General features: G+C 41.3%; 15 protein-coding genes. 10 read left to right on the top strand and 5 right to left on the bottom strand.

Features of this window, described 5'->3' with window-relative positions; genetic code table 11:
* Positions 1-375: 375 nt before the first annotated feature.
* On the top strand, positions 376-879 hold the full coding sequence (locus tag LI164_RS14615) for a CinA family protein (protein ID WP_227087322.1): 504 nt from the start codon (positions 376-378) through the stop codon (positions 877-879).
* A gap of 142 nt (positions 880-1,021) precedes the next feature.
* Here the strand turns inward: LI164_RS14615 and LI164_RS14610 are convergent, their stop codons facing one another.
* Entirely contained in the window at positions 1,022-2,830 is a 1,809-nt protein-coding gene (locus tag LI164_RS14610; RefSeq protein WP_005330873.1) for a Na/Pi cotransporter family protein, read from the bottom strand.
* 240 nt (positions 2,831-3,070) lie between these two features.
* Positions 3,071-4,096 carry an FAD:protein FMN transferase gene (locus LI164_RS14605; protein ID WP_005330874.1) on the bottom strand — a complete coding sequence of 342 codons (1,026 nt, stop codon included), beginning with the start codon at positions 4,094-4,096 and terminating at the stop codon, positions 3,071-3,073.
* A gap of 281 nt (positions 4,097-4,377) precedes the next feature.
* On the opposite strand from LI164_RS14605, the gene LI164_RS14600 reads away from it, so the two are divergent.
* Positions 4,378-7,254, top strand: a complete 2,877-nt coding sequence (locus LI164_RS14600; RefSeq protein WP_227087321.1) for a hypothetical protein — start codon at positions 4,378-4,380, stop codon at positions 7,252-7,254.
* Between the two features lie 128 nt (positions 7,255-7,382).
* On the opposite strand, the gene LI164_RS14595 is transcribed toward LI164_RS14600, so the two are convergent.
* Positions 7,383-8,717, bottom strand: coding sequence for an MATE family efflux transporter (locus tag LI164_RS14595; RefSeq protein WP_215683540.1), 1,335 nt, complete (start codon positions 8,715-8,717; stop codon positions 7,383-7,385).
* Positions 8,718-8,855: 138 nt separating this feature from the next.
* A complete protein-coding gene (locus tag LI164_RS14590) occupies positions 8,856-10,133 on the bottom strand; it encodes a serine dehydratase subunit alpha family protein (RefSeq protein ID WP_005339415.1) in 1,278 nt (425 codons plus the stop codon).
* Between the two features lie 217 nt (positions 10,134-10,350).
* Here LI164_RS14590 and LI164_RS14585 point away from each other — a divergent pair, with 217 nt between their 5' ends.
* The 8 genes from LI164_RS14585 (at position 10,351) to cobI (ending at position 19,534) form a co-directional block, all read left to right on the top strand.
* Positions 10,351-10,695: a response regulator gene (locus LI164_RS14585; protein ID WP_117657210.1), complete on the top strand. Its 345-nt coding sequence runs from the start codon at positions 10,351-10,353 to the stop codon at positions 10,693-10,695.
* A 285-nt stretch (positions 10,696-10,980) separates the two neighbouring features.
* The gene (locus LI164_RS14580) at positions 10,981-11,937 is read left to right on the top strand and encodes a 2-hydroxyacid dehydrogenase (protein WP_227087320.1); all 957 of its coding nucleotides are present in this window, start codon (positions 10,981-10,983) and stop codon (positions 11,935-11,937) included.
* Positions 11,938-12,467: 530 nt separating this feature from the next.
* Entirely contained in the window at positions 12,468-13,457 is a 990-nt protein-coding gene (locus LI164_RS14575; RefSeq protein ID WP_227087323.1) for a TRAP transporter substrate-binding protein, read from the top strand.
* Entirely contained in the window at positions 13,458-13,958 is a 501-nt protein-coding gene (locus LI164_RS14570; protein WP_117657211.1) for a TRAP transporter small permease, read from the top strand.
* Positions 13,959-13,960: 2 nt separating this feature from the next.
* Positions 13,961-15,268 (top strand): TRAP transporter large permease, encoded by a 1,308-nt coding sequence (locus tag LI164_RS14565; RefSeq protein ID WP_005330884.1) that lies wholly within the window; start codon positions 13,961-13,963, stop codon positions 15,266-15,268.
* Positions 15,269-15,847: 579 nt separating this feature from the next.
* On the top strand, positions 15,848-17,530 hold the full coding sequence (locus LI164_RS14560) for a phospho-sugar mutase (RefSeq protein WP_117657212.1): 1,683 nt from the start codon (positions 15,848-15,850) through the stop codon (positions 17,528-17,530).
* Between the two features lie 233 nt (positions 17,531-17,763).
* Positions 17,764-18,690 (top strand): alpha/beta fold hydrolase, encoded by a 927-nt coding sequence (locus LI164_RS14555; RefSeq protein WP_227087319.1) that lies wholly within the window; start codon positions 17,764-17,766, stop codon positions 18,688-18,690.
* 145 nt (positions 18,691-18,835) lie between these two features.
* Complete coding sequence (gene cobI, locus LI164_RS14550; RefSeq protein WP_227087318.1) at positions 18,836-19,534, top strand: precorrin-2 C(20)-methyltransferase; 699 nt, start codon at positions 18,836-18,838, stop codon at positions 19,532-19,534.
* A gap of 159 nt (positions 19,535-19,693) precedes the next feature.
* Here the strand turns inward: cobI and LI164_RS14545 are convergent, their stop codons facing one another.
* Positions 19,694-20,185, bottom strand: coding sequence for a DUF2798 domain-containing protein (locus LI164_RS14545; RefSeq protein WP_005330889.1), 492 nt, complete (start codon positions 20,183-20,185; stop codon positions 19,694-19,696).
* Between the last annotated feature and the right edge of the window lie 269 nt (positions 20,186-20,454).

Here is a 20,454-nt window from a genome sequence, read left to right as displayed (position 1 = left end):
AAATATAGAGTTTTCAAGGTACAAGTCCCATTTTGGGTATGGGAAGTCTTTATTATTAACATTATCCTTGCACTAACATTACTGGAGTGTATTTGGGGAATGTTAAGATAATTGTTGTTTGGACTTGGAGCCGTGTTTGTACTGGTTATAGCAGGAGCGGCTTTTTATAAGGGAATGTACTAAAAAAGGAACCTGCAAAAAACAGATTTCTTAAATGAGGGAAAATCCATGTCGAAGAATAACCGGATCATCTACCAGACGGAACTTCTGTGGCAGGTTGGCTAACTTTGTTATGAAATCAATGAATATACAATTAATGCTAGCAAGATAAATGCAACTATTATCAGGAAGGAATAAAAAGTCAGAATGAATATAATGAAAAAAATATATAAAGAATCAGACATTAGAAATGATTACAAAAAACTGACGAAGCTCTTGATTGAGCGGGATATGACGATTACAACAATGGAATCTGCGACTTCAGGGCAGATTGCGTCACTGATTACGGATACCGAAGGCTCATCGGCAGTGTTAAAAGGAGCTTTTGTCACCTATTGCAACGAAGCAAAAATCATGCAGGGCGTTCCTGCCGAGATTCTGGAGAAGTATACGGTATATTCGAAAGAGACCGCAGAAGCAATGGCGAAGGCCTGTACAAAAGCGTATAAGGCCAATATCGGAATCGGTGTGACCGGAACAATGGGGAATGTAGATCCGGCGAATCTGGAAGCATCTGTGCCGGGGCAGGTATATTTTGCAATTGAACTTAATGGAGAGGTTATGTCTTATTATTTTGAATTGCAGCCACAGCCTACAAGACTTGCTTATAAGCTGGCGGTTGCAAAGGAAATTTATGATGCCTTGATGGAGAGATTATAGGATTGTGGGAGTACGCTTGCGAACAATCCGTGGGTATCATAGTAGGGAGCTCTTGATCCCTGACATTGGATATTAAAAAAGGAAGGATTTCTTCTGCTATAGCAGAAGAACCTTCCTTTTGCACGTACTTTTTTGATATTATTTATTCAACTTCTTCCGGTTCCATGCTTCGAATATGTTCCTCAATTTTTATGAGTTCATATTTCTGACTATATTCTGCCAGATAGGTCTTATATTCTTTCGTGTCGGAAGGATATACTCTTGAGTTGTGAATGTGGATATCCACAGGCTCTTCGCTGTTCTTTGACAGTGCTACCATTGCGCTTGCGCAGTGGGCAGAGATACGTGTGAAGCTGTTCAGGATATCCGAATATACCGTCCCTTCTTCCAGGCCACAGGCTCCGTTGCTCATGCGTTCAACGTGGCGGATCTTGAGTTCATCGCACAAAGTTGTAATGACCATTCCAAGTGGCGCAACTCTCTGGGAGAGTTCTTTATCATTTTCCAAAAACGCTTTGCAAGTTGTATTAATCTCCTCGCGGACAGCTTCCATAACAACATTCAGTTCATCCCATGCTTCTTCGGAAAATTGTGTTTTGTTCTCATTCATCTCATTAGACATATGGGCGATGCATGCAGCATGGTCTCCAATCTGTTCGAAGTCATTAATCATATGTAGATAAAGAGAAACCTGTCTTGTCTGAACAGAATTCATCGGATGCTTGGTAAGCTTAATCAGATAGTCACCCAGACGGGATTCATAGCGGTCGATCAGGTCTTCTTTTCTCTGTACCTTATCGAACTTGCCAAGTTGGAAATCATTCAAAAGGTTCATGGCGCGGTTTACATTTTTACGAAGTTTTCTTGCCATACCGCTCATAGCACGGTGACACTGTCCGAGTGCAAGTGCAGGGTAGTCAAGAAGACGCTCCTCAAGAAGATCAAAGTCTGCTTCATCTTCCAGTTCTTCCGCACTGTCTTTAACGAACCAGCATACAAGCTGCTCCAGTTTTGGGATAAATGGAAACAAAATACAGACTGTTACAAGACGGAAAACCGTATTTAAAAGTGCGATGGCCACTGGCGTCATAATCGTATTCAGGAATGAAAAATGTACAAATGCATTGATGATATAGAATCCGATTGACCAAAGCAACATTCCAAAGGTATCATTCAGCAAGTATACAAGAGCAGTTCTTTTACCATTTTTATTCGCTCCGATTGCGGAAATCAGAACCGGGCAGGAAGCTCCGACACCGATACCGAGGATAATCGGAAATGCACTGGAAAATGTAAGCAGTCCTGTTACAGATAAAGCCTGCAATACACCGACTGTTGCTGAGGCACTCTGCAGGATGGCGGTAAATACAATACCTACCAGGATACCAATGACTGGGTTTGAAAATGTTGTTAACAGATCCATAAATACTTTGCTTTCTCGAAGCGGTGCGACGGCTCCGCTCATGGTCTGCATACCGGTCATGAGGATCGCAAATCCAAGCATGATGTTCCCGATATTCCGGTGGACGGTTCTTTTGCTCGCCATTCTAAGAATAATACCGATAACTGCTACAACCGCAGCGATTGTGGCAGATGACAGGATACTTGCAATTCCGTTAGATCCTTCTATATAAGAAAGACATAAGATCCAACCGGTAATACTGGTTCCGATGTTGGCTCCCATGATGATACCGATGGCCTGGCGAAGCTTCATCATACCAGAGTTAACAAAACCGATAACCATGACAGTCGTTGCTCCGGAAGACTGGATAACGCTTGTAACGGCTGTACCAAGTGCGACTCCCTTCAGTGGCGTATTGGTCATTTTGTAGAGAAATGCTTCCAGTTTATTACCGGCAACCAGTTTGAGTCCATCCCCCATCAAAGACATACCGAACAGGAATAAAGCAACTCCGCTTAACAATGACAATACCATAGAAAATATTCCCATAATTTCTCCTTTGTCGTCAGTTATTTACATACACTTAACTTTCTTTTTAAATTTTCTTAACACTACCTTTCTATTATGTCACGTTAAAACCGGAATTACAATTTAATCTTATTGAAAGAATAAAAAAATGTAAGATTATACAAAAAAATACCTGCTCACAGGGAACAGGTATGACAAAATCATGAGATATTTTGCTCGAAAATATGTTGTTTTACGATAATGCCGAGGCATTCTTGAATTTTAACGTGTCAGAATCTTTACAGATGTATCTTCATATCCTTGCGCCAATGAAAATATATCCTTTAATCCATCTGTGATGTAAACAGTTCCATCGGTTGCCACGAACACGGCTTCGAAGTCATCACTTTCTGCCCAGAGGTCATACGCTTTATCCAGACCCATAACAAATAGCGAAGTGGAGAGGGCATCGCAAATTCCTCCTTTGTCCCCTACGACTGTGACGGACAGAAGCCCGCTCTTGGCAGGGTGTCCGGTAGCAGGATTCATAATATGCCAGTAAGTATGCCCGTCCTGTTCAAAATAACGCTCGTAACCGCCGGAGGTCACAACGGCCTGGTCGGTGACGGACAGTCCCATCATGGCAGTGTCTGGATTTTTCGGGTCCTTGATGCCGATGATCCAGGCGGATCCGTCCGGCTTAGAACCGATCGTCTGTACATTTCCGCCAAGGTTCAGAAGCGCGGAAGTGACACCTTTGTCGCGCAATGTCCGGGCTGCAAGTTCACCTGCATAGCCCTTGGCAATACTGCCAAGATCAATGGTCATACCTTCCGAAATTGTGACATTTCCAGATGCTTCGTCATATTGGATCTGTGTGTAATCTACTTTAGTCAGAAGCGTCTGAATTGTCTCCTCGTCAGGAACCTGATAGCTTCCGGTTGTAAATCCCCATGCTTTTACGATTGGGTAGATGGAAATATCCAGAACACCGTTGGTACGCCGGCACATTTCAAGAGCATTTTTCATCAGAGTGTCAGCTTCACCGCTTAGAATTCCGGAACCATTTTCATTGATTTTATAAATCTCACTGTCAGAATCTGTGACAGACACTTTCTTTTCCAGATCTGTGATAACATTCTGCGCGTCCTGTAAAAGACTTTTATCACCGTAAATACGAAAATCCATAGTCGTATCCATGGCGAAAAATGTATCTGAAACCGGCTCAGATGTTGATTCCTGAGCCTGCTTGGAACATCCGCATATTAATATTGTAAGCATAAGTAACACAGGTATGCACTTTTTCATGTCACGTCTCCTTAGAGTAAAATAAAACGAAATAATATTGTTACAATGTAAATTATAAAATAAACAAAGAAATATATATGTTTAATTAAGAATAATTATCAATAAATAAATATAAAATTGACAGTTATGGGAATTATTGGTAGCATTTTGTATTGTAGTTAGAATCTACTAACAAAGCTTTGATTAATATAGCATGAAAGGAGGATTACGGCAATATATTTTGTGTGATTAAAACGAAAAAAATTATCAACAAAATTCAGAAAATAATGAAGGAGAGACAAATGAAAAAGAATTGGAAAAGAATTGCATCACTGTTTCTGTCAGTGTTACTTTTACTGTCCATGACAGTTACTCCTGTAATGGCAGCAGAGGGGAAAGCAGCACCGACGGAAGTAAAATCATGTACGGTAACTGGCTTTATGCCAGAGTATATGGCTTTGGAATTTGAAGATACAGACTGGATGAATAAGATCAGCAGCGTCACAGTAAATGAGATAGAATATACAAAAGGTACGCTTGGCTGGGGAAGCAGTGGAAATCTATGGGAAGTAGGAAGTGCTATGGGAGTATATGGAAGCTATACCGCGTTAAAACTTACCAACCCTTCTTATCCAGCGACCATTAAAATAACAGCAGAGGGGTATCAAGACTTAAACTTAGAAGTGACGAAAGATACTTCAACATATCCGTATGTGTACACAGCAACTGTAAAGAAAGATACAACTGGCGGAAATACAGAGGCTACATACACAGCGATGGCAAAGAAAGCTTCTAACGGTACAGTAGCACTGGATAAAGATAAAGACCTGAAAGCAGGAGATACAGTGACTGTAACAGCAACACCGGCTGAAAACTACGAGATTGATGCAGTGACAGTAACAACTGAGAACAATAAAAATGTTGACGTGACCGGTTCTGGAGAAACTTATATATTTACAATGCCGGCAGAAAATGTCACAGTATCCGCGACATTTAAGGAGAAAGCACCGGCACAAAATGGTGCAATTGAATTAAGCCAGGTCAGCATTGGAACAGATTACTTTGGGAATAACTGGGAACTTGAATTCAAAAATGCAGATGGTTATGTAGGGAAAATTACAGATGTGAAGGTAAATACTACAGCATGGGAAGAGAAGTCCTATAGCTTGTCAGCAGGTGGAGCATACAAAAAAGATACAGATAACAATAAACTTATCTTTGCAACAAAAGACTTTGTCGCTAATCCTGAAATTCCAGCATTGAAGAGCGGAGATGTAGTTGCAATTTCTGCAAATGGATATGATGATCTGACATTTAAGCTTGTCATTGATACAAATGGAAATGCTTCTCTTGTAGAAGATGATGGCAAGGGAGATCCATACGAGCTTCATGTAAAAATCGAAGGAGAATTTGAGGCGGCAATCGTAGGACAGAAAGATTATGATGGAGTGTCCAGCGCCAGTGTCGGCGGTTCCTCAAGCAACAAGAACAGTGCAGTGAAAGTATACGGCGCACTGGTAGAAAAAGGAAAAGACGTTGCTGACAAGGATTGGGAAGAGCTGGATAATGTGGCTAAGATTAAATTGAATGGAAGCAAATGCAGTGTTAGCATCGTTCCGGACACAGAAAAAGGAACATCTGCAGACAGTGACAGCGGTATGCAGGGCGTATATATGACGATCAGCAGTGATCTGACACTTAGCGGTACGCCAAAAGATCCTGGAAGTTATCTGGTTTCCGTGTCTATTGAGGATCAGCAGGGACGCAGCGCAGTCAGCAACACACTGCCATTCAGAATTTACAGCGGCGAGGAAACGCTTGCAGACCAGATGAAGAAAGAGAATTTTAAAGATTATGGAAATGGACTCTATGCATGGGATATTATGGAACCATGGGCAATCAGTAAATTTGGAAGTAATGTAAACGGTGAGGAAGAGAGCGTTCGTGTGCCAGCGTATTTGGAGGCATGGTTCGGTTCCCACGAGAGCGGAACTTACGGATATCTGGGGTATGACATTCCGTGGAAGCAGGTCGTAGCTGGAAATATTCCTCAGACACTTTATATTCCGAGTGGATGCAATCTGACACTGACAAATATGGAAGTACTCAGCAGTGTACATATTATTGTAGAAAATGGTGGTAAACTGACGCTTTCTGATTCTGTTGTACAGGGAATTATCGATGTACAGAGCGGAGGAACATTTTCTATGAACTATGATTCTTTCAACAACGAATTTACAACAGGAGCGTCTCTGTGTGGACAACTTCGTCTTGCAGACGGTGCTGCTTTGGAAAATGCAGCAATTTACTCTCACGCAAATTATCTTGCAAACGGAGATCTGACAGATCGTACAACTTCTGAGCCGGTTGCAGTGGCAAATGGAAATGTAACCGTAAAGGGTACGGTAGCTATATTAGGTGATGATGGCGGAAGCGATATCGGACAGACAGCACTCCGTGTAAATGGAACATTAACTCTGGCAGATAAGGACACAACACTTGTAGCTTACGGCGGAAGCGGAAAGACTCTGCTTTATACAGACGGTGGAACAGCCATTGACATTACAGAAGGCAGCCAGATTACAGGAGATGGAAAGTTAGTTGCAATCGGTGGAGATGTTCTCTGGGGAAATGGTGGAAATGCTGTATCCGGAAAAGGAACAATTGCAACGAAAAAAGTATTCCTTCAGGGAGCAACCGCTAATACATCTAACAAAGCAGAGGCTGGAAAAGCAATTGATGGAGATGTAAAAGTTATCAGTTCCAGCACTCATATTGAAGACGGAACAATGATCAGCGGTGCTGAGAATGATCCGTTAGCCGATTTGTACTGGAAAGCAGGAATTAATGCACTGCCTCCATTAGAGAAGTTTACAACAACAGATAACGGAAATAATGATTCCGATAATGGCGATAACGGGGATAACGGGGATAACGGAAATAACGGTTCCAGCAACGGAAATACTGGCAATAATAGTAACTCCGGAAACAATGGTAACACAGGTAATAGTGGTGATTCTGGAAATAGTGGAAAGATTACATCAGCAACTAAGACTGCAGCAAATGTGAATACAGTTAAGACAGGAGATACAAACAATGTATTACTCTGGGCAGCACTCTTTGTAGTTTCCTGTGCAGGAATGGCAGGTATTACAGTAGTTGCTAAGAAAAGAAAATAGTATACAGCAGATGTAAATTTGCTAATATAAAAATGCGACCGGCATGAATGTCGGTCGCAAAAATATTCTATACTAGAAGTCCTTCCTGATTTGCTAATGAGAAAGCAGTGCTTGCATAGCCTAAAATATTAGCCGGTGATTTTTGATTCTCTGTAAGTATGTATCAACAGTGGTAATTCTGCTACCAGCATTCCAATCCAGCCTGCCAGGTAGGAGAATGGCAGTGCTTCAATTCCAAATCCCCATACAAGAACGAGCGGTGCGGCAACAAGAACCCGAAGCCCCATATTGACAAAACTGCTGATCAGGGTAATCTTCAAATCACCGATTCCACGGAAGAATCCCTGAAGTCCATTGGTGATAGCCGGCAAGATATACATTATGGAAATCAGGTGCAGATAAGTAACACCGTGCCCGATAACTTCCTCATCTTTCACAAAGAGCATCATCAGATGTCTTGCAAAAACAAAACAGACAATAAAAATGAGGATGCCGTAAATGGTCTCCAGTACCAGTCCACATCGGAAGCCTTCACGCATCCGGTCATTTCTTTTCGCCCCCTTATTCTGCGCCATAAGTGCTGTCATGGCGTGGGCTATATTCTGCTCCGGGGTATAGGCAAAGTCATCAATCCGGTTGACCGCGGTAAATGCAGCGGCAACAGACACACCCATAGTATTAACAATTGCCTGAACACCGATTTTTCCGAGCTGTACAGTTGCTTGTTGCATTGCAGATGCCCAGCCGTATGCAATTGTACGCTTTAACAGGGAACGATCGAAAATGAGCCATTTCTTTCCTAATTGAAGGAGTGGTACTTTTTTCTGCACATAGATAATACAGAAAATACAACACAGTGCCTCACTGATAACAGTGGAAACAGCGCAGCCATTACTTCCTGCTTTCAGTACAATGATAAAAAACATATCTCCGAAAACATTAAGAATCGCACTTATGATCAAAAAATACAGTGGTGAATTACTGTCTCCGAGGGCTCTTAATGTACTGGAGAAAAAATTATATAAAAATGTAAACATAAGTCCTACAAATATGATGCGAAGGTAAGAAGTCGTCATATCCAAAATAGATGCGTCTACCTGTAGCAATCTGAGAAGTGATTTCGCAATTCCAATACTGAGAATGGTTAGAATTACAGAAAATACAGATCCTGAAATCATAGTCGTACTGATCTGGCGTGAGAGAGTATCGTAATCTTTCGCCCCGTAATACGTGCCGATCAGAATACTCGCGCCCATGCACAGACCATTCAGAAACAGAATGACCAATGTCGTGACCGGATTGCAGATACCGACCGCAGCCAGTGCCTCTTTTCCGATAAAATGTCCCACAATAATGCTGTCTACGGCGTTGTAAGTAAGCTGGAACAGATTTCCCAGTATAAGTGGAATTGTAAATCTAATAAGCATGGGCATAATCTTACCCTTCGTCATATCCTGTGTCATAATATCTCTCCCTGGTGTAAAACTAAACAGCGCAGGATATCCGCTCATATAAATGAAACAGTTTTCCTGCGCTTTTGATGATATTACTTCCATGTCTATTCGTCAATTGAAATCTTTACCTGAGATGAATCCCGTTTATTAATCATTGATCATAATCCGAATGATTTCTTCATTTGTCTCTTTCATGCCGTCTTTTCCGAGACGTCCTACATTATCAATGGTTCCCTCGATTCCTTTTGTGATGATGCCATCACCGGCGTAGAACTGCTGCCCCTGCAGGTACATATTGTAACCAAGTATTCCGGCATCTACGGAAGCTGCGATTTTGGCTGCACAGGAAGCTTTTGCTCCGTCACAGACCATACCGGATACGATCGCGAGTGCGTTGACAACAGTATGGATTACTTCTTCATATCCACCGCCGCACAAGTATGCGATTCCGGCTCCGGCAGCGGCTCCGGCGCTGACAGCTCCGCAGTAAGCAGAGAGGCGCCCGATTCCGGTTTTCTGGTGGATTGCGATCAGATTGGAAAGTGCCAGTGCGCGGTAAGTCTTATCTTCGTTAGTGTGTAGCTCTTTTGCATATTCCAGAACAGGGAGAGAACAGGTCATTCCCTGATTTCCACTTCCGGAGTTGATAACGACCGGAAGCTCACAGCCATTCATTCGCGCATCAGATCCGGCAGCAGCGCGAGCTTTTGCGCGTGTGCGGACGTCGTTGCCGTAAGTATTAAGAAGTACAGTTCCAATATTTGCACCGTAATTTCCGGCGAGTCCTTCATCGGCGATTGCGCTGTTATACTCAATCTGACGGGACAGGACTTCACGGATATCGTCGATGTCAGCCATATTAATAAAATCCCAGATAGACTTTACATCCAAAAGAGTACGGTCAGTCAGTCCTTCTTCGCTTGCACCTTCAACTGGTACATAGTGAAGGATTTTTCCATTTTTTTCAATTCTTACAATGTTTGTATGATAGTTGGCAATACGGACTTTAGCAGAATCCTTTCCGGCAAATACTTCAACGATGATGTCGAAGATACAGCCGTTATCAATATGCTCGACGGTAATCTCGGTTTCTTCGAGATACTTTGCCATTTCTTTTGTCTGTGCTTCTGTTACATCAGAGATAACTTCCAGTTCTTTAGAAGCATCTCCGGCAATGATTCCGGCTGTAGCAGCGGCCGGAATTCCTTTTAAATGATTCGTGTTCGGAACGATTACACTTTTTACATTTTTAATAATGCTTCCGCTTGCTCCGATATGTACGCGCTCCGGTATGCAGCCCAGCACTTCACGGGCTTTGGCAGCAGCGTAAGCCAGAGCAATTGGCTCGGTACACCCCATAGCCGGTATTAATTCTTCTTTTAATATCTGGATATATGCCTGATATTTAATATCTTCTTTTGTCATGAAAACCTCCAAATGCCAGTTTTCTCCTGGCAATAATAAAAAAATGTGTTATTTTATTGAACCATATTTTCGGGGAAAATGCACCTGTTATTTAAAAATTTGATGAAATTAAATGTTGTAAGAAATACTGATGATATTATAACATATTTTTCTGCATATTCCTGCAATCCATATCGCAGCAATGGTGGTAATAGTAGATTAGAGATAATTATAGGGTGTGAGGACATACTATGACAGAGGGGGAGATAAGGCAGTCGTAGAGGTCGCAAGAGATGGACTTCAGGTAGTAGAAGCATTTAAAAACAGCCGGGAGGGCGAACTCGAAGCAATCCTTATGGATATTATGATGCCGAATATGGATGGAATTGAGGCAACAAAGACGATTCGAAGTCTTGACCGTGCTGATGCAAAAAGTATCCCAATCATTGCCATGACAGCAAATGCATTTGTAGAAGACATGAGAAAGACAAAAGAAGCAGGTATGAATGAACATCTGACAAAACCTGTAGATGGTGAAAAATTACTTCAGGTACTTTACAGGTATAAAAAAACAGGGCTTTAATATAAAAGAACAGGAATAACACCGGCACAGATACCGGTGTGAGAGGAGAGATTTATGAGCCACATAGCAGACTGGCTACGGCAATCGGACATAATTATTTCAAATTGAAGCTGAAGTGTTGAGAGATGGCAAGAACCGGAAAGTAAAAATTATGCTTCGTTATGAGTGGATTTACAGAAAGCCTGAAAAAAATAGATAAAAATGTATTTAAGTTTTAGTATATCCATGTATTGACATGAGGTTATAATATTTATAAAATACAGACAGAAAGGGAGCGTGAAAAAAATGAAAATCGCATTATTAGAACCAATTGGAGTATCAAAAGAAGTTATTGATGAGTTATCAGCACCGATTACAGAAAAGGGACATGAATTCGTATATTATGATACCAAAACAACAGATCCGGCAGAACTTGCCAAGAGAAGTGAAGGCTGCGACATTGTTATGATTGCTAACAATCCGTATCCGACAGAGGTTGTAGAGAAAGCGGACGCACTGAAGATGTTATCTGTAGCATTTACAGGAATTGACCACATCGGAACAGACAAGTGTAAAGAGAAAAATATTATGATCTGTAATGCAGCAGGGTACTCAAACCAGACAGTTGCCGAGCTTATCATTGGTATGGCGATTGACGCATTAAGACATGTAGTAAAAGCTGACGGACTTGTAAGAAATGGTGGAACAAGTGCAGGCCTTGGCGGAAAAGAAATCTGCGGAAGAACGGTCGGAATTATCGGACTTGGACAGATTGGACTCATGGCAGCAAAATTATTCCAGGCATTTGGCGCTAAAGTTATTGCTTACAACAGAAGTGAGTCTGAGGAAGCAAAAGCACTTGGAATCGAGTATAAATCATTAGAGGAAGTATTATCAACAAGTGATATCGTATCACTGAACCTTCCACTGAATGCAGAGACGAGAGGATTCCTGTCAGCAGATAAGATTGCACTTATGAATGAGAACACAATCTTCATCAACTGTGCAAGAGGACCGATCGTAGACAACGAGGCACTTGCGAAAGCGCTGAATGATGGCAAGCTTGGATATGCATGCGTTGACGTATTTGATATGGAGCCGCCGATCCCGGCAGATTATCCATTGCTTCAGGCTAAGAATACATTATTGACACCTCATCAGGCATTTATCTCCGAGGAGTCTATGGTAAGAAGAGCAAAGATTGTATTCGATAACGTGACCGCTTATCTTGGCGGCAAGCCGGTCAACGTATGTAAGTTGTAAGAATAAAAAAAGACATAAAAATAGAGAATGATATAGTACTTTGATAATTTCACATATTTACAAAGTTCTAAGTATGAAAGGCAGTTTCGTAAAAGTCAGCCAAATAGAGCAGACTTACCGAAACTGCCTTTTGTTGCCAAGCATACGACAAAAAGGTCCGGTGGACCTTTTTTAGTTTGAAATCTGTACTAAAAGTTTGAAAATTCAGTTTATATGTCACAAAAAGATGTAAACGCTTACACAAATAAAAATTAAAACTTCTAAAACTATAAGGGAAAATAAAAACAGCCAAGAACTTGTGGATATTGTACAAAAATAGATACAATAATTTGTCGGAAAAGTCAATAAAAACGACCTTGCTTTCGTCAAGATTTTGACATATACTTTATAACAGAATGTAAGCTCTTACACAATGAAGGAGTGAGAGGCTGAAAAAAATATAACAGTTAACCAGAAAAGCATGGTATCGAAAGGAGACTCCAAAGATGATGAAATGGAAACGAATTGTCAGTGCAGCTGTCTGCGTATGCATGGCAGGAATGCTGATAACGGGATGTGGAAGCAAATCGGATTCCTCTTCAAAGAAGCGTATTATCCGTGTGGCTCTTTCACAGTCTGAGGAACACCCTGAGTACAAGGGTATGGAGACATTTAAAAAGTATGTCGAGGAGAAACTCGGTGACAAGTATGAAGTTCAGCTTTATCCAAATGAGCTTCTTGGTGGACAGACAAAAGCAATTGAGCTGACTCAGACTGGTGCGATTGACTTTACGATTGCCGGAACACCGAACCTTGAAATATTTGCCGATGTATATGAAGTATTCAGTATGCCGTATCTGTTTACATCTGAGGACGCTTATTTTGCAGCTATGAATGATACAGATTACATGAATAAAATTTATGCATCTACAGAGGATACAGGACTTCAGGTTGTAACATGGTACAACGTAGGTACAAGAAACTTCTATGCAAAGAAAGCAATCAATACACCAGATGACCTGAAAGGTCTGAAGATGCGTGTACAGCAGAGCCCGGCAAGTATCAAGATGTGTAATGCATTTGGCGCAGCTGCATCTCCGATGTCATTTGGAGAGGTATATACAGCAATTCAGCAAGGAGTTATTGACGGAGCAGAGAACAATGAGCTTGCTCTGACAGATAATAAGCACGGTGAGGTTGCAAAATACTACAGCTACACGATGCATCAGATGATTCCGGACGTTCTGATTGCAAACTACAAGCTCCTCAATGACATGAGCGAGGAAGACAGAGAAGTATTTGAGGAAGCTGCAAGACTTTCTACAGAGACAGAGCTCAAAGATTGGGAGACAGATGTAGAGGCCGCTAAGAAGACAGCAGAAGAAGATATGGGCGTTCAATTTCTTTATCCGGACATCAGTCTTTTCAAAGATAAAGTAAAGAACGTACAGAAAGAAATGCTGGAAGACAATCCGAATATCAAGGATCTGTATGAGCATATTCAGAAATATAACAAACAATACGAAGGGGAGGGAAAATAAATGGAAACATTACATACAATCAGAAAATGGTTAGATAAAATTGTTGGAACCATTTGTATATTCCTCTTTGCATTAATGGTAGTTGTAGGAAGCTATCAGATTATCACAAGATTCATATTTAATAACCCGAGTACCATTTCCGAAGAGCTTCTGACATATTCATTTGCATGGATGGCCATGTTTGCAACAGCTTATGTATTCGGAAAACGTGACCACATGAGAATGACATTTGTCGTAGACAAGCTGGCACCTGCACAGAGAAAAGTGTTGGAAATCGTGCTGGAAGTCCTTGTCATTGCATTTGCAGCCATCGTACTGATCTATGGCGGATTTAACATTATGGGACTGACTATGACTCAGAAGACAGCTTCCCTTGGAGTTATGATGGGACAGGTATATGCAGTCGTTCCGATTTCCGGAATCCTGATTGCGATTTATGGAATTTTAAATGTAGTTGATCTGTGTAAAGGTTACGAGAGAAAAGAAGAGGAGGAGAAATAATTATGAACACTGCACTTGTATCCGGACTGATTATTTTAGTCCTCTTGATTATCATGCTGATAGCCGGTGTGCCGATCGCAGTAGCACTTGGTGTATCTTCCGTATGTGCAATTCTTCCAATCATGGATTTGAATGTAGCCGTACTGACCGGATGCCAGAGAATCTTCTCCGGTATCTCTGTATTCAGCCTGCTTGCTATCCCGTTCTTTATTCTTGCAGGAAATATTATGAATAAAGGTGGTATCGCCGTAAGACTGATTAACTTTGCAAAATTAATTACAGGACGCGCTCCTGGAGCACTTGCTCAGACAAACATCCTTGCAAATATGTTATTCGGTTCTATTTCCGGATCTGGTACAGCAGCAGCTTCTGCTATGGGATCTATCATCGGACCAATCGAGAAAGAAGAGGGATATGACCCGAACTTCTCAGCAGCAGTTAACATTGCAACTGCACCGACAGGACTTCTGATCCCGCCAAGTAACGTAATGATCACATACTCACTGGTCAGCGGAGGAACTTCCGTAGCAGCACTTTTCATGGCTGGTTACATTCCGGGAATCCTCTGGGGACTTGCTTGTATGCTAGTAGTATATGTGATTGCCAAGAAAAAAGGCTACCGTGCAAAAAAACGTTTTACAGCATCTGAAGCTGGAAAGATCATCCTTCAGGCTCTGCCTTGTCTGCTTCTGATTGTAATCGTAATCGGTGGAATCATCTTTGGTATCTTCACTGCAACAGAAGGTTCCGTAGTGGCCGTAGTATACAGCCTGCTTCTGTCATTATTTGTATACAAATCAATCAAGATCAAAGAACTGCCAAAGATTCTTCTGGACAGTGCTGAAATGACAGGTATCATCATTTTCCTGATCGGTGTATCCAGCATCATGTCATGGGTTATGGCATTTACCAATATTCCGGAACTGGTATCTACAGCACTGCTTTCCGTAAGCAGCAACAAGTTTGTTATCCTGTTCCTGATCAATATTATCCTTCTGATCGTCGGAACATTTATGGATATGACACCGGCCTGCCTGATCTTCACACCGATCTTCCTGCCGGTATGTACTGCACTTGGAATGACAACAATCCATTTCGGTATCATGATGATCTTCAACCTGTGTATCGGAACAATCACACCACCGGTTGGAACAACACTGTTTGTTGGTGTTAAAGTCGGTAAAGTACAGATTGAGACAGTATTCAGACAGTTGCTCGTATACTTTGCAGCAATCTTTATAGTACTGATGCTCGTAACATATATCCCGAACTTAAGCCTGTGGCTGCCGAAATTGATGGGATACATCTAGGATAAAATTTAATATAAGTTGCACAACTAAAAGCACGCAGATATGAATGATTTTCTATGACTGCTGCGCTGCATATTTCTGGTTTTCTACGCAAACTCGCCTAAAGGACAGGCTCGGACAAAGCTACGAAAACCAGGCTATGCTCGCAGTCATGACGAAAATCACACAATTATCTGCGTGCCTTTTAGTTGTGCGTAAATATTGAATTTTATGCTAGGGATGTGGCGTGGGGTGTGATGCATGTGATTCGCTTATGAAATTGTTAATGCGTTGAATAAACAGCGAAATATGTAATCTTAGTATATGAGGGTGAATTGTATGTATTTGAGACGGAAAATAGATGATTATTTGAAGAATGGAAAAATAGTGAGGTAAGCCTTTGATTATCAAAGGTGCAAGTCGGATTGGGAAGAATCAAAAGTGAAAATTACCAGGATAGTTTGCTAAAAACTATGTCCCTAAATGAGCGTCTCTAATTGATGTCATAACAGAAATATGGTATATTTAACTTATCTGATGCCGTAGGCATCTTACATATGAAAAGAAGCAAAAAAGAATATGAGTCAGGAGTGGTAGAATATGTATCAGGATGATTACAAACGTTGGATGGAGGCTGATCTGGAGGATGCGGATCTGAAGCCGGAACTGGCGAGAATCGAAGAAAATGACGAGGAGATCAAGGAGCGTTTTGCAGTTGCGCTTAAGTTTGGAACTGCAGGACTTCGAGGTGTTCTTGGAGCAGGTACGAACCGGATGAATATCTATGTTGTACGTCAGGCTACGCAAGGGCTGGCAAACTGGGTAAAGACACAGGGTGGAACGCAGACAGTAGCAATCAGCTATGACAGCCGTATTAAAAGTGATGTATTTGCGAAGAATGCGGCAAGTGTACTGGCAGCGAATGGAATCAAGGTTCGGATCTATGATGCATTGATGCCTGTACCGGCTCTTTCATTTGCAACACGTTATTATAATTGTAATGCAGGTGTTATGGTAACAGCATCTCATAATCCAGCGAAATATAATGGATATAAAGCATATGGTCCGGATGGATGTCAGATGACAGATGATGCGGCAGCAATTGTTTATGAAGAGATTCAGAAAACGGATGTTCTGATTGGTGCAAAATACATGCCATTTGCACAGGGCGTTGAAGAGGGGCTGATTCGTTTTGTGGGCGATGATTGTAAGAGAGCTCTTTATGATGCAATCGAGGACAGACAGGTTCGCCCAGGACTTTGCAAGACAGCAGGATTGAAGCTCGTATATAGTCCGCTCAATGGTTCAGGACTTGTTCCTGTCACACAGGTATTGAAAGACATTGGAATTACAGACATCACAATCGTTCCTGAGCAGGAGTATCCAAATGGATATTTCACAACATGTAGTTATCCGAACCCGGAGATTTTCGAGGCACTTGAGAAGGGACTGAACCTTGCAAAGGAGACTGGCGCAGACTTGATGCTTGCAACTGACCCGGATGCAGACCGTGTTGGTATTGCAATGAAGTGTCCGGATGGTTCTTACGAACTCGTCAGTGGAAATGAAGTTGGAGTTCTGCTTCTTGACTACATTTGTGCAGGACGTATAGAGAAAGGTACGATGCCAAAGAATCCGGTAGCAGTGAAATCTATCGTATCAACACCACTTGCAGATGCAGTTGCAGAGCATTATGGAGTAGAGCTTCGAAGTGTACTGACAGGATTTAAATGGATTGGAGATCAGATTGCAGGTCTTGAGGCAGCAGGCGAAGTTGACCGTTTCATTTTCGGATTTGAGGAGAGCTATGGATATCTGGCTGGTCCATATGTACGTGATAAAGATGCTATTATCGGATCTATGTTGATTTGCGAGATGGCTGCTTATTATAGAAGCATCGGAAGTTCTCTGAAGCAGAGAATGGAAGAAATCTATTCCGAGTATGGACGTTATTTGAATAAGATCGACAGCTTTGAGTTCCCGGGACTTAGTGGTATGGATCGTATGTCTGAGATTATGCAGGGATTAAGAGACAAGCCACTTGCGGAGATTGCTGGATATAAAGTTGTGAAGGTTACGGATTATAAGAAACCAGAAGAGACAGGTCTTCCGGCTGCAAATGTACTTATTTATAAGCTGGAGAACAACGAGACAGTTATCGTTCGTCCTTCCGGAACGGAGCCGAAGATTAAGATTTATTACACAACGCTTGGTAAGGATCTTGCGGAGGCGCAGGCTGAAAAAGATAAATTATCTGAGGCGTTAAAGCCAATTATGAAATAAAAAACATTAGAATGAGAATGCCGAGGCATTCTTGAACAGGTGGAAGGAAACTTTCATCTGATATATGCTATATGGGAACAACAATAAATCTAAGTCTGTCAGACGGATTTGACATGCCAGACAGACTCGGATTGCTTCCACGGGACTTCTGAGCAAGTCCTGAAATCTTGGGGTATGACTGCACGGAAAATAAAAAATGTATGTGCGGATCAGATAAAAGGAGGTATGTCGTTATGTTACATGAAGTATCATTTGCGTCTTTTAACGGACGCGATCAGGTTCAAGGGTGGATTTATGTTCCGGCTTGTAAGCCGAAGGGAATCGTTCAGGTGATTCATGGATTCGGCGAACATTCCAGACGTTATCTACATATGATTTCTGCATTTTTAGATGCAGGATATATTGTGGCAGCAGACGACCATGTCGGACATGGAAAAACTGCGATGGTCAATGAGGTATGGGGCGACTGGGGAGATAAAGGTCCGCATACAATGATGGAAGATGAGCACACATTAAAAGGAATCGTGTGTGAAAAATATCCAGACTTGCCATATTTCTTATTTGGTCACAGCATGGGCTCTTTTATCACAAGAGATTTCATTGCAAAATATGGAGATGAACTGACAGGAGCTACTATTTGCGGTACAACCGGAATCTTCCGCGGAGCAAAAGAAGTGGGAGAAAAGCTGAAAGAAGTAATTGATGCCGGACATGGCGAGGAATCCAATCCAGAATTTGCAGGAGAACTGATGGGCTGGATGTGCGAGCGGTGCGGAGAGATCAGTATCGGAAATGAATGGATTTGCGCAAATCCTTATGTACAACGCGACCATGCAGAAGACCCATTTGACGCATTTACAAGACCAACCAGTAATCGTTCGATCTATGATTTTATACAGATGATGGAACAGATCGAAGGAACCAAGTGGGCAGATAAAGTTCCAATTGACCTGCCAATTTACAACATCGCAGGAGACCAGGATCCAGTCGGCGAATATGGAGTAGGCGTCTACCAGGTAAGTAACTGGCTGATACAGACCGGCCATACAGTAACAACAAAACTATATTCCGGATATCGCCACGAAATCCATAATTACGCAGAGATAAAAAATGAAGTCGAAGCAGGAATTATCGCATTCATGGATGGAATATTAAGTTAAAAATTAATGGGGTGGGGACGTAGTAAAATGTTAAAATGCTACGTCCCAAATTGCATTTTGCGGCGTCCCTTTTTGTGAATCAGGGTGTCTTTGATTGGATACAGAATCATGTGGGAATAAAAATATGAATGAGGAATTATAAAAAATGAGTGGGAAATTATATGGTGTCGGTGTTGGTCCGGGAGATCCTAAGTTAATGACGTACTTGGCAGTGGAGACGATTAAGAATTGTCCGGTAATCGCAGTGCCTGCTGATGGAAAAGAACATGCAATCAGTTATAAAATTGCATCTAGAATTGTGAAGGATATGGATCAGAAAGAATGTCTGGGACTGTCTTCACCGATGACGAAAGACCGGAAAATTTTAGAAAAGAATTATCAAAAAGTATCAGAAGAAATCATAAAGAAACTGGACGAAGGTAAAAATGTGGCATACTTGACACTTGGAGATCCAACGGTTTATTCCACTTATATTTATATCCAGCGTATTGTAAAAAAGTGTGGATATGATGCAGAGATTATTAATGGAGTTCCATCATTTTGTGCAGTTGCAGCCAAACTGGGAGACAGCCTTGCAGACCGATCCGAGCAGCTTCATATTATTCCATCCAACTATGATATCGAAGAGGCGTTGAAGCTTCCGGGAAATAAGATTCTTATGAAGGCAGCTTCAAAATTGTCGGATGTGAAGAAAGTTCTGAAAGAACAGGGGCAGAAGGCATGGATGATTGAAAATTGTGGCATGGAAGAAGAAAAAATCTATCACAGTGTAGAAGAAATGCCGGAGAAGGCGACATACTATACGACATTGCTGGTGAAAGAGGCAATTGATAAAAATAGTTAAAGAAAAGCAACGGTGAGAGAAAATAAAAGCGAGTAGAGGTTAATTATAACATGATTAACCAACTACCCGCTTTTTTGATGCCAGGCATATGATAAAAAGATTCAGTAGACTGACCTTTTCTAGCTGCCGAGCATATGATAAAAGATTACTTGGTAAAAATTATTCAGTTATGACATTTTTCTCTACTGCATTCTCTTTATTTGAAAACATTTTTCCAAAGATAAAACGGATACATGGTCCGCAGTAGAACATCTGCCAGAAAAATGCAACAGGAAAATTGAAAAATGTGGTCTGGAACCATGTCGAAATAATGTTTGAACCAGCATTTTTGAAAAGTACAGTTGCAATCAGACTCATGACTGGACACATAATGCAGATGATCATAGCTGAAATAGCAAGTGTAATTACAATCGGTCTGTCATTTGGTGTGACCATGCGAAATGCAAGTGCATGGGCAAGCTTATCTACGATAAAGAATTCCAGTAAAAATGCGACTGGCCACATGATCTTCATTTCGCCAAAAGCCATAAGGAAGACTTTGTTACTCATTCCACCAATATTGAGGGAAATGTTGTAGCAAATCATTACATAGACCATAAGGAATGACATCATCAGTGTAAAAATAATATTTTGAAATAAATTTTTTGGCATAATTGGTGCTCCTTTTTCTTTGAAATATTTTGTGATTAGTTAAAAAAGAGTACAAAAAAGACACTTGTGTTGTTCGTTATCAAGCATACACTTGTGTCGTTTCCAATTATACCATAGTTCTATATAAAATTTCGTACAGTTATGGAGTATAGCAAAAAAAATGAAAAATTGCAAGTGTTAAAAAATAAACAGGGGACGTAGCAAAACGTCAAAGCAATGTCATTAAGTTAAGGATTTTAGTAGTGTGAAAAGTAGTTTTTTACTTTTTG

Source organism: Dorea sp. 210702-DFI.3.125, from assembly GCF_020560945.1.
GTDB lineage: Bacteria > Bacillota > Clostridia > Lachnospirales > Lachnospiraceae > Dorea > Dorea formicigenerans.
Note: the sequence above shows the minus strand (reverse complement) of the source record. Positions and strands in the feature narration are given on the sequence as shown.